This is a genomic window from Hymenobacter sp. BT559, assembly GCF_016427535.1.
Classification (GTDB): domain Bacteria; phylum Bacteroidota; class Bacteroidia; order Cytophagales; family Hymenobacteraceae; genus Hymenobacter.
In genome coordinates this window covers 280,262-299,167 of the sequence record NZ_JAELXV010000004.1, presented here as the reverse complement: position 1 = coordinate 299,167, position 18,906 = coordinate 280,262, and the positions used below count along the sequence as shown (strand labels likewise).

Annotated in this window: 14 protein-coding genes; 9 read left to right on the top strand and 5 right to left on the bottom strand. The window is 61.0% G+C overall.

Features of this window, described 5'->3' with window-relative positions; all coding sequences use genetic code 11:
* Positions 1-25 precede the first annotated feature (25 nt).
* The 9 genes from JAO77_RS15765 (at position 26) to JAO77_RS15725 (ending at position 12,410) form a co-directional block, all read left to right on the top strand.
* Entirely contained in the window at positions 26-1,438 is a 1,413-nt protein-coding gene (locus JAO77_RS15765; protein ID WP_198991330.1) for a RagB/SusD family nutrient uptake outer membrane protein, read from the top strand.
* 175 nt (positions 1,439-1,613) lie between these two features.
* On the top strand, positions 1,614-2,774 hold the full coding sequence (locus JAO77_RS15760) for a TlpA disulfide reductase family protein (RefSeq protein WP_198991329.1): 1,161 nt from the start codon (positions 1,614-1,616) through the stop codon (positions 2,772-2,774).
* 58 nt (positions 2,775-2,832) lie between these two features.
* Entirely contained in the window at positions 2,833-3,909 is a 1,077-nt protein-coding gene (locus JAO77_RS15755; protein ID WP_198991328.1) for a PLP-dependent cysteine synthase family protein, read from the top strand.
* Positions 3,910-4,053: 144 nt separating this feature from the next.
* Positions 4,054-4,302, top strand: coding sequence for a hypothetical protein (locus tag JAO77_RS15750; RefSeq protein WP_198991327.1), 249 nt, complete (start codon positions 4,054-4,056; stop codon positions 4,300-4,302).
* Positions 4,303-4,358: 56 nt separating this feature from the next.
* Positions 4,359-5,024, top strand: a complete 666-nt coding sequence (locus JAO77_RS15745; RefSeq protein ID WP_198991461.1) for a serine hydrolase domain-containing protein — start codon at positions 4,359-4,361, stop codon at positions 5,022-5,024.
* Positions 5,025-5,096: 72 nt separating this feature from the next.
* On the top strand, positions 5,097-5,288 hold the full coding sequence (locus tag JAO77_RS15740; protein ID WP_198991326.1) for a hypothetical protein: 192 nt from the start codon (positions 5,097-5,099) through the stop codon (positions 5,286-5,288).
* A gap of 267 nt (positions 5,289-5,555) precedes the next feature.
* Positions 5,556-8,945, top strand: a complete 3,390-nt coding sequence (locus JAO77_RS15735; protein WP_198991325.1) for a DUF4450 domain-containing protein — start codon at positions 5,556-5,558, stop codon at positions 8,943-8,945.
* A 12-nt stretch (positions 8,946-8,957) separates the two neighbouring features.
* A complete protein-coding gene (locus JAO77_RS15730; protein WP_235998457.1) occupies positions 8,958-11,105 on the top strand; it encodes a hypothetical protein in 2,148 nt (715 codons plus the stop codon).
* A 129-nt stretch (positions 11,106-11,234) separates the two neighbouring features.
* Entirely contained in the window at positions 11,235-12,410 is a 1,176-nt protein-coding gene (locus JAO77_RS15725; RefSeq protein ID WP_235998456.1) for a glycoside hydrolase family 88/105 protein, read from the top strand.
* Here the strand turns inward: JAO77_RS15725 and JAO77_RS15720 are convergent.
* From JAO77_RS15720 to JAO77_RS15700, 5 genes are all read right to left on the bottom strand, one after another.
* The gene (locus JAO77_RS15720) at positions 12,407-13,720 is read right to left on the bottom strand and encodes an ABC1 kinase family protein (protein WP_198991324.1); all 1,314 of its coding nucleotides are present in this window, start codon (positions 13,718-13,720) and stop codon (positions 12,407-12,409) included. The genes JAO77_RS15725 and JAO77_RS15720 overlap by 4 nt on opposite strands.
* Positions 13,721-13,894: 174 nt before the next feature.
* Positions 13,895-14,530 carry a TetR/AcrR family transcriptional regulator gene (locus tag JAO77_RS15715; RefSeq protein ID WP_198991323.1) on the bottom strand — a complete coding sequence of 212 codons (636 nt, stop codon included), beginning with the start codon at positions 14,528-14,530 and terminating at the stop codon, positions 13,895-13,897.
* A 46-nt stretch (positions 14,531-14,576) separates the two neighbouring features.
* Positions 14,577-15,887, bottom strand: a complete 1,311-nt coding sequence (locus JAO77_RS15710; RefSeq protein WP_198991322.1) for a cryptochrome/photolyase family protein — start codon at positions 15,885-15,887, stop codon at positions 14,577-14,579.
* A 138-nt stretch (positions 15,888-16,025) separates the two neighbouring features.
* Complete coding sequence (locus JAO77_RS15705; protein ID WP_198991321.1) at positions 16,026-16,742, bottom strand: SDR family NAD(P)-dependent oxidoreductase; 717 nt, start codon at positions 16,740-16,742, stop codon at positions 16,026-16,028.
* Positions 16,743-16,825: 83 nt separating this feature from the next.
* A complete protein-coding gene (locus JAO77_RS15700) occupies positions 16,826-18,760 on the bottom strand; it encodes a KUP/HAK/KT family potassium transporter (protein WP_198991320.1) in 1,935 nt (644 codons plus the stop codon).
* Positions 18,761-18,906 lie beyond the last annotated feature (146 nt).

Sequence of the window (18,906 nt, the reverse complement as noted above, 5' to 3'; positions counted from 1 at the left end):
TTGTTGGCTAGAAACTTAACTTGTTATGCAAACGCAAACGCTACTTCGTTTTTCGCGTCGGCTGTTCTTGCCGGCTTTACTAGGCCTAGGGTCGTGCAATTTCTTGGACGTGGGCCCGCCGCCCACCCAGGTGGTAGACACGACCGTGTACTCGGCCGACGCCTCGGCCACGGCGGGCGTGCTGGGCATCTACATCGGCCTCACCTCGCGGGGTACCAACGTGCCCGGCATCGCCAACGACGCGGCCCTCTCGACCTTTCTCGGGCTCGAAGCCGATGAACTGCTCTACGCCACCACCGCCTTCGACGAGTACCGCCTCAACCAGGTGAACCCGGCCGGCAACGGCCCTAGCCTGCTCTGGAGCCAGGCCTACACTAACATCTACCAGTGCAACACGGCCGTGGCCGGCCTCACCGCCAGTACCACCCTCACGGCGAGCCTCAAGACGCAGCTGCTGGGCGAGGCCAAGTTTTTGCGGGCCTTCAACTACTTCTACCTCGCTAACCTCTTCGGCGACGTGCCGCTGGTGCTTGGCACCGACTACGCCGCCAACAGCACCCTAGGCCGCACCCCCAAGGCCGACGTGTACGCCGCCGTAATAACCGACCTGCTCGACGCGCAGAAGGCGCTGGGCACTGCCTACCCCGTGAGCAACGAGCGTACGCGCGTAAACCAGGCCGCCGCCACCGCGCTGCTGGCCCGCGTGTACCTGTACCAGCAAAACTGGGCCGCCGCCGAAACCCAGGCCAGCGCCGTGCTAAGCCAAACCACGCTCTATACCCTGCCAGCCCTCAACCAGGTATTCTTGGCCAATAGCCAGGAGGCCATCTGGCAGTTGCGCCGCGCGGGCACCGTTTCGACCAATACGGCTGAGGGGGGCTACTTCATACCGTCCTCGCTCACGGTGGCGCCCGCGGCTACTTACCAGTTGACTAGTGCGTTGTACAACGCCTTCGGCACGCCCGATAATCGCCGCACCACCTGGACCAACTCCTACGCCGTGGCTGGCACCACCTATCGCTACCCCTTCAAGTACCAGCAGCGCATAGCCACGGCCAACGCGGGCGCCGCCACCGAGTATAGCGTAGTGCTGCGCCTGGCTGAACAATATCTCATCCGGGCCGAGGCGCGCATCCGGCAGGGTAAAGTGGCCGACGGTATTGCCGACCTGAACGTGGTGCGCGCCCGCGCCGGGGTCCCTGCCCTCGCCACTACCCTCAGCTCGGCCGATGCCTTGCTGGCCGTGGAAAACGAGCGCCGGCTGGAGCTGTTCACCGAGTACGGACACCGCTGGTTCGACCTCATCCGCACGGGCCGCGTGGCGGCGGTCCTAGGTGCCTATAAGGGTACCACCTGGGACAATAACGATAACGTGTGGCCCATTCCGGCCACGCAGCTACTAGCTAACCCGGCGCTGACGCAGAACCCTGGGTATTAACAGAGTCAGGATTTGCTCAAGAAAAGGTTTGTCATGGCGAGCGCAACGAAGCAATTGCACTTGAACGGCTCGTGGTAATGCGATTGCTTCGTTGCGCTCGCTATGACAAACAACTTGAAACACAGCGTGCCACTACGTTTTAAAATACACCACTTAGTCTTAGTCCTTTTCAACCATGACCCATTCCCGCAACCTAGGTGCTCTGCTACTGAGCACCGCCCTGCTCACGGCTGGCTCAGTAGCCGCCCAGAAGAAACCGGTGGCCGCGCGCCCCAAGGCCAAGCCCGCTACCCCCGGCTACTCCTTGCAAGGTAAAGTAGACGCCCCCGACGGTACCAAGGTGTACCTGATGAGCTTCGGCACGACCCCCACCAAAGACTCGACCACGGTGCAGAGCGGCCACTTTGCCTTCAAGGGGCGCGTGGCCGAGCCCACTTGGTACGGGCTGCGCCTGCCGGCCGTGAAGCGCTACGCTGGCCTGTTTGTTGAAAACCACCCGCTTACGGTGGAACTGCCCGCCGATGCCCAGCAGACGCCCATAGTGAAGGGCTCGGCCACGCAAGACGAGTACGCTACTTACGACAAGCAGTGGAAGGCCATTACGATGAAAGCGGGCCCCATCTATGAAATGCTGAAGCAGGCCACGCCCGCCGGCGCCAAAGAGGCCACACCCGAAGCCCGCAAGGAAGGCGACTCCCGCTTCGCGGCGCTGGAAGCCGAGTCGAAGCAGATTGCTGAGGCCTACGTGCAGGCGCACCCCAACTCGGTGGTGGCGGCCTCGGTGGTGCAGTGGCGCTTCGTCGATTTTCCGAACTACGACGAGGCCAGCAAGCTCTACAAGCAGCTGGGCCCTCTGGCCAAGGCTTCCGAGCCCGGCCGCAGCATCAACAAGTTTATGACAACCTGGGACAAAACGGCCCTAGGTACCCGGCCCGACTTTGCCCAGGCCGATGTCAATGGCAAGCAGGTGAAATTGAGCGATTTCCGAGGCAAGTACGTGCTCGTGGATTTCTGGGCTAGCTGGTGCGGCCCCTGCCGCGCCGAAAACCCCAACGTAGTAGCTATGTACAACAAGTACCACGGACAGGGCTTTGAAGTGCTGGGCGTGTCGCTCGATGGCAAAAAGGAGCCCTGGGTGAAAGCCATCGAAACCGACGGCCTGGCCTGGACCCAGCTCTCGGACCTGCAAGGCTGGAAAAATGCCGTGGCCGTGCAATACGGCATCGCCGCCGTGCCCCAAAACTTCTTGGTAGACCCCCAAGGTAAAGTAATTGCGAAGAACCTGCGCGGCGAAGAGCTGCAAGCTAAATTAGCTCAGTTATTTGCAGCCAAATAGCAACGCTTAGCCCGGTGGTGGGCCGTGCGGCCTACCTAGGCACTCTCTCCTTACTTATATGTACCAAGACGTTGTGGCCGGTGCGCCCTTGCCCTCGGCCGTTACCAACAAGTTTGCGCACCTCTGGCACCTGGTCGGTAATACGCCCATGCTGGCGCTGCACTACACGTACCAAGGCCAGCCGGGCCGCATTTTTGTGAAGTGCGAGCACTACAATCTCACCGGCAGCCTCAAGGACCGCATGGCGCTCTACATTTTGCAGCAGGCCTACGAGCAGGGTAAAATCCAGCCCGGCGACACCATTGTGGAGGCCACCAGCGGCAACACGGGCATCGCGTTTGCGGCCATTGGCAAGGCCCTTGGGCACCCCGTGCGCATTCTCATGCCCGACTGGCTCAGCCGCGAGCGCATCGACATTATCCGCTCGCTCGGAGCCGAGGTTACGCTCATCAGCAAGGCGCAGGGCGGCTTCCTAGGTAGCATCAAGCTCTCGCAGGAGATGGCCGCCGCCGATGGCCGTGTGTTCCTGACCCAGCAGTTTGAAAACTGCTACAACGCCGAGGCCCACGCCCGCACTACCGGCCCCGAAATAGCGGCCCAGCTAGCCAGTGTGGGTCGGCGCCCCGATGCCTTTGTGGCGGGGGTGGGCACGGGCGGCACCGTGATGGGTACCGGCCACTACCTGCGGGCGCAGTTTCCGGGGGTACGGGTGCACCCCCTAGAGCCAGCCGAGTCGCCGACCCTCACCACCGGCCACAAAGTGGGCTCGCACCGCATTCAGGGCATTTCCGATGAGTTTATTCCGGCCATCGTGAAGCTCGACGAACTCGATGCTGTGGTGCAGGCCTCAGACGGCGACGCCATCCTGGTGGCTCAAAAGCTGGCCACCCAGCTCGGGCTGGCGGTAGGTATCTCGTCGGGCGCCAATGTTATTGGTGCCATCCGCTTGGCTGCCGAGCTGGGCCCCGAGGCCACCGTGGTCACGCTGCTCTGCGACAGCAACAAGAAATATCTTAGCACCGACTTGCTGCGCGAAGAACCCGTACGTGAAGGCTACCTGTCACCCGAGGTGGACTTCGTGGACTATCAGCCCATCAGCCGAATGGCTTCGCCCTACGTGCACGCAGGCGCTTAGCGGGCTAGTGGCGCGGGTCTTATAGCTCGCGTTATGGGTTCTCCTTCTAAGTACAAATAAGTTACACCAAAACGTTTATCATTGCTACGCGCTGCTTGCGTAGCAATGATAAACGTTTTGGTGTAACTTATTTATAAGTGTCTCGTGTTCAAATTAATCATTGCCTTATTGCTTTCTGTTGCCTTCGGCCTCGCTATGCCGACTATGGCACAGCCCGCCCGGCGCCGGGCTGCGCAAGATGCGTTGACGGCGGAATTGGAAACGTTGTATAATCAGGGCTATTTCAAAGGCTTCGGAGTGGCTATTGTAAGCCAAAAGGGAGTCCTTTACCAGCGTGGCTTTGGCTTTGCCGACGCCAAGGCCCAACAAGCCTACGGCGTTCACACCGTGTAAAATATCGGGTCAGTGTCCAAGACCCTGGTGGGCTTGGCGTTGCTTAAGGCCAGGAGCTGGGTCAGCTAAACCTAGACGACCCCATTGCCAAATACCTGCCCTTCCCGGTCTTCAATCCGGCTTTTCCTGATGTCCCGATTACGCTGCGGCACTTAGCGACCCACACGTCCGGTATTTGCGATAATGACTTTTACCTCAGTAAAAACTATTACCTAAAGCCTGGCCAGGATGTCACGGGCTTGCCGCTGGTGTTTGAGGACGAGCAAGCGTTTATTCCCGCTGATTCGGCGGTAAGCCTGCCCGTATTTCTGCAAAATGTCCTGACCCCGCAGGGCAAGTGGTACCAGGCGAAGGGGTTCTCGGCCCAACGGCCTGGAGAGCGGTACGAGTATTCTAACGTGGGCGCGGCCCTTGCGGCATACGTAATAGAGCTGGCCAGCAAGCAGCCGTTTCCGGACTTTACGGCCCGCTATCTTACCCGGCCCCTGCACCTGCGTGACTCGGGCTGGCGTTTCAGCGACGTCAATTTCGCCCGCTATTCGCGGCTGTTTCAGTCGCCAGCGGTGGCATTTCCCTACTACGGGCTGACCACTTATCCTGATGGTGGCTTCATTTCGTCCGTTGCCGACCTAGGCAAATACCTCCACGAACTCATCCGGGGCTACCAAGGCCAGGGAACCGTATTGGGGCCCGCGAGCTACCGAGAGTTGTATCGGCCCTAACTGGCGGCGAGCAACTTTGAGCAGCGCAACGAGCGCAATCCCTACAGCGAGCCCTACAACGTAGGCATTTTCATGGGCTTCGGCTACACCGGCTTCATCGGCCATACCGGTGGGGACCCCGGCGTCGTATCGCTGCTGTTTTTTGACCCTAAGTCTGGCATTGGCCGCGTGCTGCTGCTGAACACTAACCTTTCGGGCAAGGCTGGCGGTGCTGCTATGTACAAAATCTGGGATACACTGGCAAAATATCAACATCAGCTGTAGTAGTACGAAGGGTGTTGGCGCTCGCCATAGCTTTTTGCCCATAGCCGCGAGAGTCCCCCGTTCGCCAGCGCGTGTATAACCGAGCGCTATTCGTAAGAGTGGGGTACTACCCGTACAGTACAGGAGAGTAGGGGCGGGACCTAGGGCGTCCTTCGCGTGTCCTTTCCCACCCCACGCATGGCCGTGTTTTTCCTTTCTGCTTGGCGGAGTGCGCTGCTTGCCGGCTTAGGCCGATGCTTTGCCACGGGCTGCCAGGCTAGACGGCTGGTGCTGCTCCTGTTGCTTAGCAGTGGTGCGTACGCGCAAGCGCCGCTCTGGCACAACCAGCCGCGCACCTTGCGCTACCACCCCGAGGGCCAAGACTTTGTCATTACCAACGGCGCGCACCGCTTCAACCGGGCGCTGTACGGTACTAATACGGCCTTCCGCGTCGAGGCTGGCGACCTGCCCGAGTTTGCGCTCTACCTGCCCGGCATGGGCGGCAACCTGAAGTTCGGCCTGCTTGCTAATGGTCAGAGCAAGTGGTTGATACAAGCGGCCAGCATCACGGCCCGCTACCGGCCGGGCACGATGCTGTACGACATCACCGACCCGCTGCTGGGCGCCGGCCGGCTGCACCTCGAAGTGCAAGCGATGGCTAATGCCGAAGGCGTCCTCATCAAGGCGCAGTTCGACAACGTAGCGGCCAAAAGCGTGCAGCTGCTATGGGCCTTTGGCGGGGCTACGGGCAAGAAATTCAGCCGTGATGGCGACATCGGCGCCGACCCTGAATCCAGCTTTTATCTCAAGCCGGAGTATTGCCGGGGCAATGCGTTTAGCTTGAAAAACAACGCCTTCAGCCTGACCTACGGGGTAGGGGAGCCAGCCAAAGCCACGGCCACCCCGCCCGTTCCCAAGCTGCTGGCCGGAGTGGGGCCGCCCGCTGCGCAGCTCCGGCTAGCCGATGCCACGCAGCAAGCGTCACCGGCGCAGCTGCTAGCCTCGGCGGCCACGGCCGCACCGGTAGTGGCCGGGGTGCTGCCCGTGCGAGCCGGCGAAGCCTTGTATTTCAACGTGCTAAAGCCCACGGCAAGCAAGCAGTTGGCCTATAAGGAGCTACCTAGGGCCTTTGCGCAAGCCGAGGCCGCGCGCGCTACACTCGCCAATCGGGTGCAAGTCAGCACGCCCGACCCGTATATCAATACCCTGGGCAGGGCGCTAGCCATGGCCGCCGATGCTATTTGGGAAGCGCCTTCGTACCTGCACGGCGCGGTGGCCTGGCGCATCCGGCTCAACGGCTGGCGCGGGCCCTACGCCGCCGACCCGCTGGGCTGGCACGACCGCGCCAGCCAGCACATTGGGGCCTACGCGCAGTCGCAACTCACCAGCCCCGCCACTGGCCCGGTTACGCCCGACACGGCCCTGCACCGGGCCCGGCAGCTCGAAAAACTGGGCACGGCGGTGTTCAGCAGCGGCTACATCAGCCGCAATCCCGGCGGCGACTTCCGGCCCCACCACTACGACATGAACCTCGTGTACGTGGACGCCCTGTTGCGCCACCTGCGCTGGACCGGTGACCTAGGCGAGGCCCGCGCGCTGTGGCCCACCCTGCAGCGCCACCTAGCCTGGGAAAAGCGCAACTTTGACCCCGACGGCGATGGTCTCTACGATGCTTACGCCGCCATTTGGGCCAGCGACGCTTTGCAGTACAGCGGCGGCGCTGTGACCCACACGTCGGCCTATAACTACTTCGCCAACCAGCAAGCGGCCGAGCTGGCCACGCTGCTGCGCGAAGACCCCGCACCCTACCGCCAGGAGGCCGCTCGCATCCGGACTGCGCTAGGGCAGCGCCTGTGGCTGCCGGCCCTAGGGTGGTACGCCGAATACCAGGATGCCCTAGGGCTGAAGGCCTTGCACCCCAGCGCCGGCCTCTGGACCATCTACCACGCCCTCGACTCGGAAGTGCCTGATGCTTTCCAGGCCTACCAGGCACTACGCTACGTCGATGCGGAAATTCCACATATTCCGGTGCGGGCAGCGGGGCTGCCCGATGAAAACTACCAGCTGCTTTCGACTACGAATTGGCAGCCCTACGATTGGTCTCTGAACAACGTGGCGCTAGCCGAAAACCTGCACGCTACGCTGGCTTACTGGCAGGCTGGCCGTCGCGAAGACGCCTTTCATCTCTGGAAGAGCGCCCTGCTCGAAAGCATGTACCTAGGCGCCAGCCCCGGCAACTTTCAGCAAATCAGCTTCTACGACGCCAACCGTGGTGAGCTCTACCGCGACTTTGCCGACCCCATTGGGGTGGCCGCCCGCTCGCTGGTCGAGGGCCTGTTTGGCATCCGGCCCAATGCCCTGCGCGATACCCTGCTCGTGCGCCCCGGCCTGCCCGCCGCCTGGGATTCGGCCCGCCTCACGGTGCCCGATGTGGCGTTGCAGTTTCGGCGCCAAGGGCCGCGCGAGGTGTATACGATAAGTCAGCTGCTGCCCAAGCAGCTGGTCCTGCGCCTGCAAGTGCCCGCCCTGGCCGACCACATCGAGCAAGTGACGGTAAACGGCCAGCCCGCCCCCTGGCGCAACGTGCCCGGCGCGGTGGGCCGCCCACTTATCGAAATCAGTAGTGCGCCCGCGGCGCGCTATGTGGTTGCTATTCGATGGCGGGGGCAGGCCCCGTGCCCCGCGGCGCCCGAGATGGCAGTGGTTCCTGGCGGCAGCTTCAAGGTGCAGTTTGCCCCGGCCACGGTGGGGCCTGTGTTCGACCCGCAGCAGGCGCTAGGCCAGCCGCAGCCCACTGCTACCGGCTTGGCGGCGCGAGCGGCCGGGCAGCCGGGCAGTCGCACGGCATTTGTGCAGCTGCGGCAGGGTGACTTGCAGTGGTGGGAGCCTGTTAAGCTGCGCGTGCCAAGCCCGCTGCCTGACCCGTTAGCTGCGGGCGCCTCGGCGCCCGCCAAGTGGGAACCAGTAGACCTAGGGCCTTACTACAACGACCAGATAACCCGCATTTTTCAGAATAAGTACCTCTCGCCGCGGGCCGAAACGGCTACGCTGGAACTGCCCACCCAGGGCATCGGCAACTGGTGCTACCCCCTCACGCAGGCCACCATCGACGATGCGGGTTTGCGCCGGTTGGCAGGCGCAAAAAACGAAGTGCAGCTGCCCAGCGGCGTGCCCCTGCGCACGCCGGGCGCGGCCGGCGTCAAGAATAGCCTCTTTGTATCACAGTGGGATAATTACCCCCGGCAGGCCACCTTGCCGCTTCGGGGCCGCGCCCGCCGCGCCGTGCTCCTGATGGCCGGCAGCACCAGCGCCATGCAGAGCCAATTCATTAATGGTGAAGTAGTAGTGGCCTACGCCGACGGCACCGCCGCCACGCTGCCCCTGCGCAACCCCGACACCTGGTGGCCCATCGAACAAGACTACGTGGAGGATGGCTTCGCCTTCCGTCTAGGTGTGCCCAAGCCCTACCGCGTGCACCTCAAGACCGGCCTCATTACCAGAGACTTCAACCAGTACACCACTATCAAAGGCTTTAGCACCAAGGCCATTGACGGTGGTGCCGCCACCGTGCTGGAGCTGCCACTCGACCCTAAGAGAAAGCTGAAAAGCCTGACTGTGCGGGCCTTGGCCAACGATGTGGTGATAGGGTTGATGAGCGTGACGCTAGGTCGCGATTGATTAGAGATGCTTATGAAAAATACTGGTTTTGCCCTCGTTAGAGGACTGCTGTTTCTAGCCTCGCGCTCCCTCACTGCGCAGCCGGCGCCCATCGACCGCCAGGCGCTCGTCGAGCGTCACAAAGTCGTTGTTACGACTACTGACTCGCTCAATTCGCTGTCGGTGGGCAACGGCAAATTTGCCTTCACGGCCGACATGACAGGCCTGCAAACCTTCCCGCTGCACTACGAAAAAGGCCTGCCGCTGGGCACCGAGTCGGAGTGGGGCTGGCACCGCTTTCCGAATAAAGAGGGATATAAGTTCGACGCCAGCCTGCGCACCTACACCCTCAACGGCCGCCCCGTACCCTATGCGGTGCAGGTGAAAACGCCCGGCAACAAAGAAGCTGTAGACTACCTGCGGGCTAACCCACACCGCTTGCAGTTGGGCAACCTAGGGTTCGTTATTCTGAAGAAAAACGGCCAGCCCGCCACCGTGCAGGATATCAAGAACATTCACCAGGAGCTGAACCCGTGGACGGGCGAAATCCGCAGCCACTTCACAGTGGAGGGTACGGCCGTGGATGTCATAACCGTGGGCCACCAAACGCAGGATGCCGTGGCAGCTCGGGTCACCTCGGAGCTACTGAAAACCGGGCGGCTGAAGGTGGCGCTGCGCTTTCCCTTTCCCACGGCCGGCTGGGCTGACATGGCCACTGATTATTCGCATTCCGACAAACACACTTCTGCTATTGTAAAAGAAGCAGACCTACAAGACGGACTCGCTTGGCTAACGCACCAAATTGATACGACCCGTTATTTCGTACAATTGGGCTGGTCGGGCGCGGCCAAGCTGGTACCCAGCCGGCCGCACGAGTTTATACTCACGCCAGGCCGGCAACGTAATTCGATGGAAATAAGCGCCCGTTTTTCGCCCCGCAAAACGGGAGGCACTCCTACTTTCTCTTATACCCTGAACAATAGTCAAGAACAGTGGCGCACCTTCTGGCGTAGCGGCGGCGCGGTCGATTTTAGCGGTACCGCCGACCCTAGGGCCGCCGAATTGGAGCGCCGCATCGTGCTCTCGCAGTACCTTACTAAGGTGCACAATGCCGGCTCGCAGCCCCCGCAAGAAACTGGTTTGCTGCTTAATAGCTGGTACGGCCGCCCGCACCTCGAAATGCACTGGTGGCACGCGGCCCACTTCGCGCTGTGGGGTCGACCCGAAATCCTGGAACGCAGCCTAACCTGGTACGCCCGCCCCGACGTGCAGGCCGAGGCCCGCGCCATTGCCCAGCGCCAAGGCTACGCCGGCTGGCGCTGGCAGAAAATGACCGACCCCTGGGGCGCCGAAGGACCGTCGTCGGTGGGCGCGTTTCTTATCTGGCAGCAGCCGCACACCATCTACTTTGCCGAAGAAGCCTACCGCGCTCACCCCAACGCAGCTACCCTCAAGCTGTACCAAGAGCGTGTAAACCAAACGGCTGAATTCATCGCTTCGTACCCGTTTTTGGAGAAAGAAAAAGGCCGTTACATCCTTGGCAAGGGCGTCATTCCGGCCCAGGAGCGGTTTAAAGCGGAGGAAACCTTCAACCCCACCTTTGAGCTGGTGTATTGGCATTGGGCCCTCGAAACGGCGCAAAAGTGGCGCGAGCGCCTAGGTCAGCCGCGCAACGCCAAGTGGGATGAAGTGCTGGACAAGCTCGCCCAGCTGCCTCAGGCCAATGGCGTGTACCTGGCCGCTGAAAGCGCGCCTGACTCCTACACCAACCCCGAGTACAAAACCGACCACCCTGCCGTGCTCGGGGCCCTAGGCTTCATGCCCGCCACCGGCCAGCAAGATGCTGCCACCATGCGCCGCACCTTCGACCTGGTGTGGACCGACTGGAGTTGGGACAAAACCTGGGGCTGGGACTTCCCCCTTACCTCGATGACGGCCACTCGCCTCGGGCTGCCCGAAAAGGCGGTGGATGCCCTGCTGATGAAGGTGCGTACCAATACCTACCTCCCCAACGGCCACAACTACCAGGAAGGCCGCCTGCCTCTCTACCTGCCCGGCAATGGTGGCCTGCTCGCCGCTGTGGCCCTCATGTGCGCCGGCTACGACGGCTGCAAAGAAGCCAACCCCGGCATTCCCAAAACCTGGAAAGTGCGTTGGGAAGGCCTCCAAAAAATGCCTTAAAATCAGGCAGTAGCGTGGACTCTGCGAGTCCGCGAGTGAGCGCAGCGAGCATCTGCGTCTGGATAGATTAGAACGTAGAATGCTCGCTGCGCTCACTCGCGGACTCGCAGAGTCCACGCTACTTTACTTATGCTTCGCTTTCTTATCTGCCTGCTGCTCAGTACTGCTGCTTTAGCTCAGCCTACAGCGCCTAAGCCCTACTCGCAGCGCATGGCCGATGCCTTCCTGCGTTGGTATCCCGATTCGCTGGGCCTGGCTCAGAACAAAGCGGCCCGCTGGGGCTACGAGAAGGGCCTGATGCTGCTGGCTATCAAGCGGGTGGCACAGCAGACCGGCCTGCCCCGCTACCACGACTACGTAGGGCGCACGCTAGATTATTCGCTGCCCGGCGATGGCACTATCGTGGGTTATAAGGCGGAGGACTACAACCTCGACAACATCAATACTGGCCGGGTGCTGCTGGCCCTAGGTCGGGCGCCTGGTCCGCGCCAAGCCATATATCGGCAGGCGGCGCAACTGCTACACCAGCAACTAGCTAAGCAGCCGCACACCAGCGAAGGCGGCTACTGGCACAAGAAAAAGTATACCAGCCAAATGTGGCTCGATGGCCTCTACATGGCCGAGCCCTTCGCCGCCGAATACAGCCAAGTATTTGCCGAGCCAGCCGGTTTCGACCATGTGGCCCAGCAATTTGCCCTGGTAGAAAAGCACCTTGTAGACCCCAAAACCGGCCTGCTCTACCACGGCTGGGACGAAAGCCACGCCCAGAAATGGGCCAACTCCAGCACCGGCCAATCACCCAATTTTTGGAGCCGGGGCATGGGCTGGTACGCGATGGCGCTGGTCGATGTGCTCGACTACTTCCCTAAAAGCCATCCACAGCGGGTGCAGTTAGTCAAGTATTTGCAGCGCCTGGCGCCGGTGCTGGCCCGCTACCAGGATGCCAAAACTTGCTGCTGGTTTCAGGTTACCGACCAAGGCCAGCGGGCCGGCAACTACGTCGAGGCGTCGGGCTCGTGCATGTTCGTCTACGCCCTGGCCAAGGGCGTGCGCCTAGGGTACCTCGATAAGAAATACGCGGCCGTAGCCAAGCAAGGCTACGCGGGCATCCTCCAGCAGTTTGTGCAGACCGAGCCAGATGGCTCGCTGGCGCTAACCGGCACCGTGAGCGTGGGCGGCTTGGGCGGCTCGCCCTACCGCGATGGCTCCTACGAATACTACCTCAACGAGCCGCTGAAGAAAAACGATTTCAAGGGCGTGGGCCCATTTATCATGGCTAGCCTGGAGATGGAAACCGCTCGCTAGGCTGCGGCTGGCACGGTGCGCACCACGGCCCCTAGGTCAGTGAGCAGCGAAAAAAGGCCGACATATGTGCGGTTGAGGTACACGAAGTGGGCCGAGCCGCGGGGCTCGCGCTGCTGGCGCAGGTCCTTGTCCTGCATCAGGTCGTCGCCCAACGCATAGAGGCTCTGCATGTAGCTCGGGTCGCCGAAGTCGAAGGTGTCCTCGCGGAAGGGGCGGCCCACTAGGCCTAGCGACTGCGTGAGGGTGCGCAGGTACATTTCGCGCAGGGCCGGCGCGTCGCCGGGGCGCAGCACGCCGGCTTCGGTCAGCAGGCTTTCGAGGCGGCCGGGGTCGGCGAGAGTGGCCGGGTCGAGCAGGGCCAGAAATTGCTGCTGCTCTAACGCAGGCACATCTTTGATACAGCCAAAATCGAGCACGCCCACGGTGCCGCCATTGGTGGTGCTGAAGAGGAAATTGCCGGGGTGCGGGTCGGCGTGGAGCTGCCGCAATTCGCGCAGCTGGTACTGGTAGAAATCCCAAAGCGCCTGGCCGAGCTGATTGCGTACCTCCTGGCTGGGGTTAGTGGCCAAAAACTCCTTCATGTGCTGGCCGGGCAGCCAATCCATAGTCAGGATGCGTGCTGATGACAGGGCCGGGTAGTAGGCCGGAAACTGCAAGTGCGGCAGGTGGCCGCACTTGGCCGCCACGGCCTGGCCGCGGCTTAGTTCAAGCTTATAATCAGTCTCTTCGAGCAAGCGCGCCTCAACTTCGGCGATGTAGGGCCGCAGCGTTTCCTCCTTTAGGCCCATAATGCGCAGTGCCACCGGCTTCACCATCGCAATGTCGGACTGGATGCTGGCGCCCACGCCGGGATACTGCACTTTCACGGCTAAGTCCTTGCCCAGCTTGCGGGCAAAGTGCACCTGCCCAATGCTGGCCGCCTGCCGGGCATTAGGGTCAAACTCGTCAAAAACCTCGCTCGGCGAGTGCCCAAAAGCATCGCGAAACGCCTTCACCACCAGCGGCCCCGACAGCGGCGGAGTTTGGTACTGCGCCTGCCGAAACTGCTCGGCGTAGGCCGGGGGCAGCAGGTTTTTCTCCATCGCCAGCATCTGGGCCACCTTCAAGACCGAGCCCTTCATCTCGCTGAGCGTGCCGTACAGCTCCTCAGCGTTAGCCTGATGCAGTTCGGCGGTGGTGGCGTCGGCACCCACCGCCTTTTTGGCGTAGTGCTGCACGTAGTTGGCGCCTACTTTGAAGCCGGTTTTAGCGAAGCGAGCGGCGCGCGCCACTTTGGAGGTCGGCAGCGATTCCTGAGGTTGGTCAGACATTGTTGGGATAGGTCGAGAAGGATAGGAAGATTGTAATGGCGAAAGCATTCACTAACCGTCTGTCATGCTGACGAAGGAAGCATCTTATCACGCAAGATTCTAACCTGATAAGATGCTTTCTTCGTCAGCATGACAGACGGTTAGTAGTGTCGCCTAAAAATTAAGGCTGCGTTTCTAGGCCCGCTTTTGCAGCAGAAACCGTCCGAAGTCTAGGGCCGAATCAAATGTGTTGCGGCCCACTAAGTCGAAGCTCAGTGTCACGGCTTTCTCTACGGCGGCGTCGGTGCGCTCGAAGTTGGCCGACTCATCGCGCACGAAATAGAGCAGAATAAACTGGAGCTGGCGCATGAATATGCGGCCGTAGCCATCCTGCAAGAAGGGCCGGCTGGCCACCTCGCCCGTATTGCGGCCGGTGTGCAGCAGCTCTTCCACGAAGAATTTAAAATCAGCCTCGAACTTGTTCAAGACCTTGGGCACCAAGGCCGGCATTCGCTTTTGCGAGCGACCTAGGGTAAGCAGTACGAAGCTGCGGTTGTTCTTCAAGATTTCGAGCAGCGTGTAGTAGAAGGCCAGCAAACGCTCGCGGCTGCTGTAGTTCTGCCAGGCGGGCTCTTGGGCGGCTTGCTCGCGGGCCTCGCGGCCAAAATCGGCCCAGGTTTCGCGGTCGATGGCGGCGAAGGACGCAAACGAGCGGTAGAACTCGCCCTCCGAAATACCCTGTGCCTCAGCGAAGGCAAACACGGTTTTGGGCGCGTGGCCGTGGCGGCGCAGGTAGTCGAGGTAAGCGGCTTTGAGAGCAGAGGATTCCATGCCTCTATAACCACTACCGCACGGGCCTGGTTCGGGCCTAGGTCGCTTATTTACGGCCCTTGCGGATAAGGTCGAGGGCGCGCTCACGGCCGAACTTATGGTCTACTATCGGGGCCGGATAGTCGTCGGTGCCAAACTCGGGCACCCACTGCTTTACGTACTTATAATCAGGGTCGTATTGCTTGAGCTGGCTTTCGGGGCTGTATATCCGAAACCAGGGCGCGGCCACGGCGCCGGTGCCGGCCATCCACTGCCAGTTGCCGATGTTGTTGCTCATGTCGTAGTCGATGAGCTTTTCGGAGAAGTAATGCTCGCCAATCTTCCAATCCATGAACAGTTGCTTGACCAAAAAGCCCGCCGCCGCGATGCGGGCGCGGTTGTGCATATAGCCCGATTGGTTGAGCTGGCGCATGCCCGCATCCACGAGCGGGTAGCCGGTGCGGCCTTCCGTCCAGGCCTGGTACTGCTCGGGGTCGTCGCGGTAGGGCAGGTGGCGCATTTTGGGGTCGTAGGCCTCATACGACGTGTTAGGATAGTGCCAGAGCAGCATCATGAAGAAGTCACGCCATATCATCTCGTTCAAGAGCTTGTTGTTCAGCTCCTGCGCCTGCTGCATGATTTGCCGGATGCTAATGGTGCCGAACCGCAGATGCACCGAGCGGTGCGTGGTGCCCTTGTTATCGGCCGGAAAATCGCGGGTTTTGTCGTAATGCTTCACCACATCGGCATCGGGCAAGCGGGCCGGCGGCGTCAGCTGCTCGTGCCGCTCAAAGCCTAGGTCCTTTAGGGTAGGGCGCTTTTTGTCGCTAGCCTTGAGCGCCGCTAGGTTCTCTTTTTTGAATAGCCGCTGCGAAGGGTGAGGCTTGAAGTCCTCCGGCTTCACTCGGGCTTGCCAGGCCTTGGAGTAGGCGCCAAATACCTTCGACGGCTTACCGTTCTTGGTCAGTATCTCGTCTTTGGCGAAAATAACTTGGTCCTTGAAGGCCTTGAACTCTGCGCCGGCTTTCTCGGCGAGCTTGGCCACGGCCGTGTCGCGCTCGGTGGCGTAGGGCTCGTAATCCTCGTTGGTGTAGATGGCGGCCACGTCGTAGTCTTCCAGCAACTGCTTGAACACCTCCGGCACCTTGCCGAAGCGGGCCACGAAGCCACCGCCGGCCTCGTGCGCCTCGTCGGCCAGCCGCTCCACGTGGTCGAAGATGAACGTGAGGCGGGCGTCTTCCCTAGGTAGCTTTTCGAGGATGGTTTGGTCGTAAATGAACAAGGCCAGCACCGGATGCCCGCTTTGCAGCGCGGCCGCCAGCCCCGCATTGTCTTGAAAGCGTAGGTCGCGCCGATGCCAGAAGATGCTAATTTTCATTCGTTAATAACGTTCTTATTCAGTTATGCTGAGCTTGTCGAAGCATCTCTATCGCACCGTTGGATGATGCGATAGAGATGCTTCGACAAGCTCAGCATGACGACCGTGTCCGGGATGTAAGCTATCTTAATTTCGGTATTATTTCAGCTTGCCCATGCCGCCATCCACGGCCAGCACTTGGCCTGTGATGAACGTGGCTTGGTCGGAGAGCAGGAAGGCGGCCATGCCAGCTAGGTCGTCGGGCCGGCCCACGCGCTGCAAGGGGTGGCGCTTGGCGCCGGCCTCGGCTTTCTCGGGCGTGTTGAGCAGGGCGGCGGCCAGGGGCGTGTCGGTGAGGCTGGGTGCCAAGCAGTTGACGCGCAAGCCGCTGGCGGCGTACTCGGCGGCCAGGGCGCGGGTGAGGCCTTCTACAGCAGCCTTAGCGGTGGCGATGCTGGTGTGGAAGCTCATGCCCACGGCGGCCGCTACCGTGCTGAACAGCACCACGCTGGCGCCGCCTTCGGCCTTTTTGAGGCGCTTAATGGTGGCTTGCAGCGCCTGTACTGCGCCGAGCACGTTCAGCTCAAAGTCGCTACGAAAATCTTCGACCGGCACGCGCTCGAAGGGCCGCAGCTTGATGGAGCCTGGGCAATACACGAGGCCGTGGAGCACGTCGGGCAGTTGGTCGAAGGCCGTGCCCACGGGCTGCGTAGCGTCGTAGGTGATGTGGGTGGTACCTAGGGCCGCCAATTCGGCCGACTGGTGGCGCGAGGCTGTGAAAAGGGTGGCGCCTGCGGCGGCCAGCAGCTGGGCCGTAGCTAGCCCGATGCCCGACGAAGCGCCGACAAGTAGAATGTTTTTTCCAGTAAAATTCATGAGGTAATGAGCCAGCTTAAAACTAGGGTAGGCTAACGGCCAAGTGAAAGCAAGGTTGGCCGTTAGTCTACTCTACAGCCGACTTATACCCGCGTGAGCGCCAGCTCGGGCCTCTCCGGAACAAGCAAGGGGATATTCTCAAACGTCACCGACGAGTTATCTAGCCCAAAGTTTTCTTGCTGCGTGATGCCCAGCCAGCGCAGGCCGCCCGCCAGCCGCGCTACCAGCCGCTGCCAGGCGCTCAATGACTGCGCGTAGGGCAGGGTGCGGTTGAGAATGACAAACTGAAAATCGCCCACCACGTCTTGCTCGCGCAGCGAGTTGTAGCGCGAGGTAATGTCGATTTCCTTGGTCTTTACCAGGTCCGTGACCACCTGCCGAAACATGTAGTTGATGGCATGGTCAACCCGAAAGCCTAGCTTAAACTCGATGCGCACCAGGTCGTCGGGCAATACCGTATCGACGTGGTATTCTTTGGTATAAGGCTCGTCGGTGGTGATGACGTGGATGAGGTAGTACACATCGGCCCGCTTGGGACTCTTCTGAAATATGGAGTGCGTAATGCCTCGCTCGACCATCGCCGGGTCGGCCGAATCGGTGAGGTACACCAAGTGGGTGGCGTACTTAGCCACCGAGGTGTCGGCGCTCAGTTCCTTGAGCAAGGGCAGCCAGTCGGCCAGCGGCACGTACTTGATAAAGCTATCGCGCAGGCGGCCGCCCTGTATCCAGCTCACCATCACGGCTAGTAGCAGCAGACTCATCACCACGCTCACGTAGCCGCCCTCGGGAAACTTGCGCAGATTGGCCGCCAAAAAGGACCCCTCGATGGTGAAATACACCAGCACCAGCAGCCCTATCCAAACCGGGCTGACCTTACGCAGGTGCAGGTAGAAAGCCAGCAGCACCGTGGTCATGAGCATGGTGAAGGTGATAGCCAGCCCATAGGCCGCCTCCATATTCGAGCTTTCGCGGAAGTACAGCACCACGCCCACGCAGCCCGCGCACAGCAGCCAATTGAGCGATGGCACGTAGGCTTGCCCGCGCAAGTCGGTGGGGTAAAGCACCTTCACCTTAGGCCAAAAATTGAGCCGCAACGCCTCGATAATAAGTGTAAACGACCCTGAAATGAGTGCCTGCGAGGCAATGATGGTAGCCAGCGTGCACAGCCCAATAGCCGGCAGTAGCCCCCAGGCCGGAATCATGGCGAAAAACGGATTGCGGTCGCCGAGCGGCTGCCCTAGGTGCTGGAGCAACCACGCGCCCTGCCCTAGGTAGTTGAGCACCAAGCACACTTTCACAAAGGCCCATGATACGTAAATATTGGACCGCCCCACGTGGCCCATGTCAGCATAGAGCGCTTCGGCCCCCGTGCTGCATAGAAAAATGGAACCTAGGAGCCAAAAACCGCCTGGCTCGCTGGCCAGCATGTGCAGAGCATAGTAAGGGTTGAAGGCCCGCAAAACGCTAAAATCCTTCACCAAAAACTGCACGCCCAGCACCGCCAGCATCGTGAAAAATACCAGCATCACTGGCCCGAAGAGCTTGCCGATAATGGCCGTGCCAAACTGCTGAATGGTAAACAGCCCCAGCAGAATAACCAGTACGATAGGCACTGTCTGCAACTCGGGCCGCAGGATGCGCAGCCCCTCAATGGCCGACGACACGGAGATGGGCGGCGTAATGACGCCATCGGCCAGCAGGGCGGCGGCCCCCACAATGGCTGGCAGGTACAAGTACTTATAGTTGAGGCGCTGGAGCAGCGCGTAAAGCGACAAGATGCCGCCCTCGCCATTGTTGTCGGCCCGCATGGCCACCAGCACGTACTTGAAGGTAGTGAGCAAGGTGAGCGTCCAGATAACGGCCGATACGGTGCCCAGCACTACGGCCTCGCTCACGGGCCGGCCTTCAAACACACCCCGCACGGTGTAAAGCGGTGAGGTACCAATATCGCCATACACAATACCTAGGGCAATGAGCGTGCCCGCCGCGGTGGCACGCGAAGTAGTAGTTTCGGTCATCTTAAGATGAAGGAATAATGAGGTCGAGCGGGCACGAAAAAGCCTCGCTGCGTACTCAACGAGGCTTTTTTAACTTGGTTAGGGCGACTTCAGAATTAGCGTACAGTCTTGGCCCAGGGCTCCACCGGCGAGCAAGGTTAGCTGCC

Bases quoted from the DNA above. Each gene is read 5' to 3' on its own strand.
- JAO77_RS15765 (WP_198991330.1), top strand. From the start codon at position 26: ATGCAAACGCAAACGCTACTTCGTTTTTCGCGTCGGCTGTTCTTGCCG.
- JAO77_RS15760 (WP_198991329.1), top strand. From the start codon at position 1,614: ATGACCCATTCCCGCAACCTAGGTGCTCTGCTACTGAGCACCGCCCTG.
- JAO77_RS15755 (WP_198991328.1), top strand. From the start codon at position 2,833: ATGTACCAAGACGTTGTGGCCGGTGCGCCCTTGCCCTCGGCCGTTACC.
- JAO77_RS15740 (WP_198991326.1), top strand. From the start codon at position 5,097: ATGGGCTTCGGCTACACCGGCTTCATCGGCCATACCGGTGGGGACCCC.
- JAO77_RS15730 (WP_235998457.1), top strand. From the start codon at position 8,958: ATGAAAAATACTGGTTTTGCCCTCGTTAGAGGACTGCTGTTTCTAGCC.
- JAO77_RS15725 (WP_235998456.1), top strand. From the start codon at position 11,235: ATGCTTCGCTTTCTTATCTGCCTGCTGCTCAGTACTGCTGCTTTAGCT.
- JAO77_RS15720 (WP_198991324.1), bottom strand. From the start codon at position 13,720: ATGTCTGACCAACCTCAGGAATCGCTGCCGACCTCCAAAGTGGCGCGC.
- JAO77_RS15715 (WP_198991323.1), bottom strand. From the start codon at position 14,530: ATGGAATCCTCTGCTCTCAAAGCCGCTTACCTCGACTACCTGCGCCGC.
- JAO77_RS15710 (WP_198991322.1), bottom strand. From the start codon at position 15,887: ATGAAAATTAGCATCTTCTGGCATCGGCGCGACCTACGCTTTCAAGAC.
- JAO77_RS15705 (WP_198991321.1), bottom strand. From the start codon at position 16,742: ATGAATTTTACTGGAAAAAACATTCTACTTGTCGGCGCTTCGTCGGGC.
- JAO77_RS15700 (WP_198991320.1), bottom strand. From the start codon at position 18,760: ATGACCGAAACTACTACTTCGCGTGCCACCGCGGCGGGCACGCTCATT.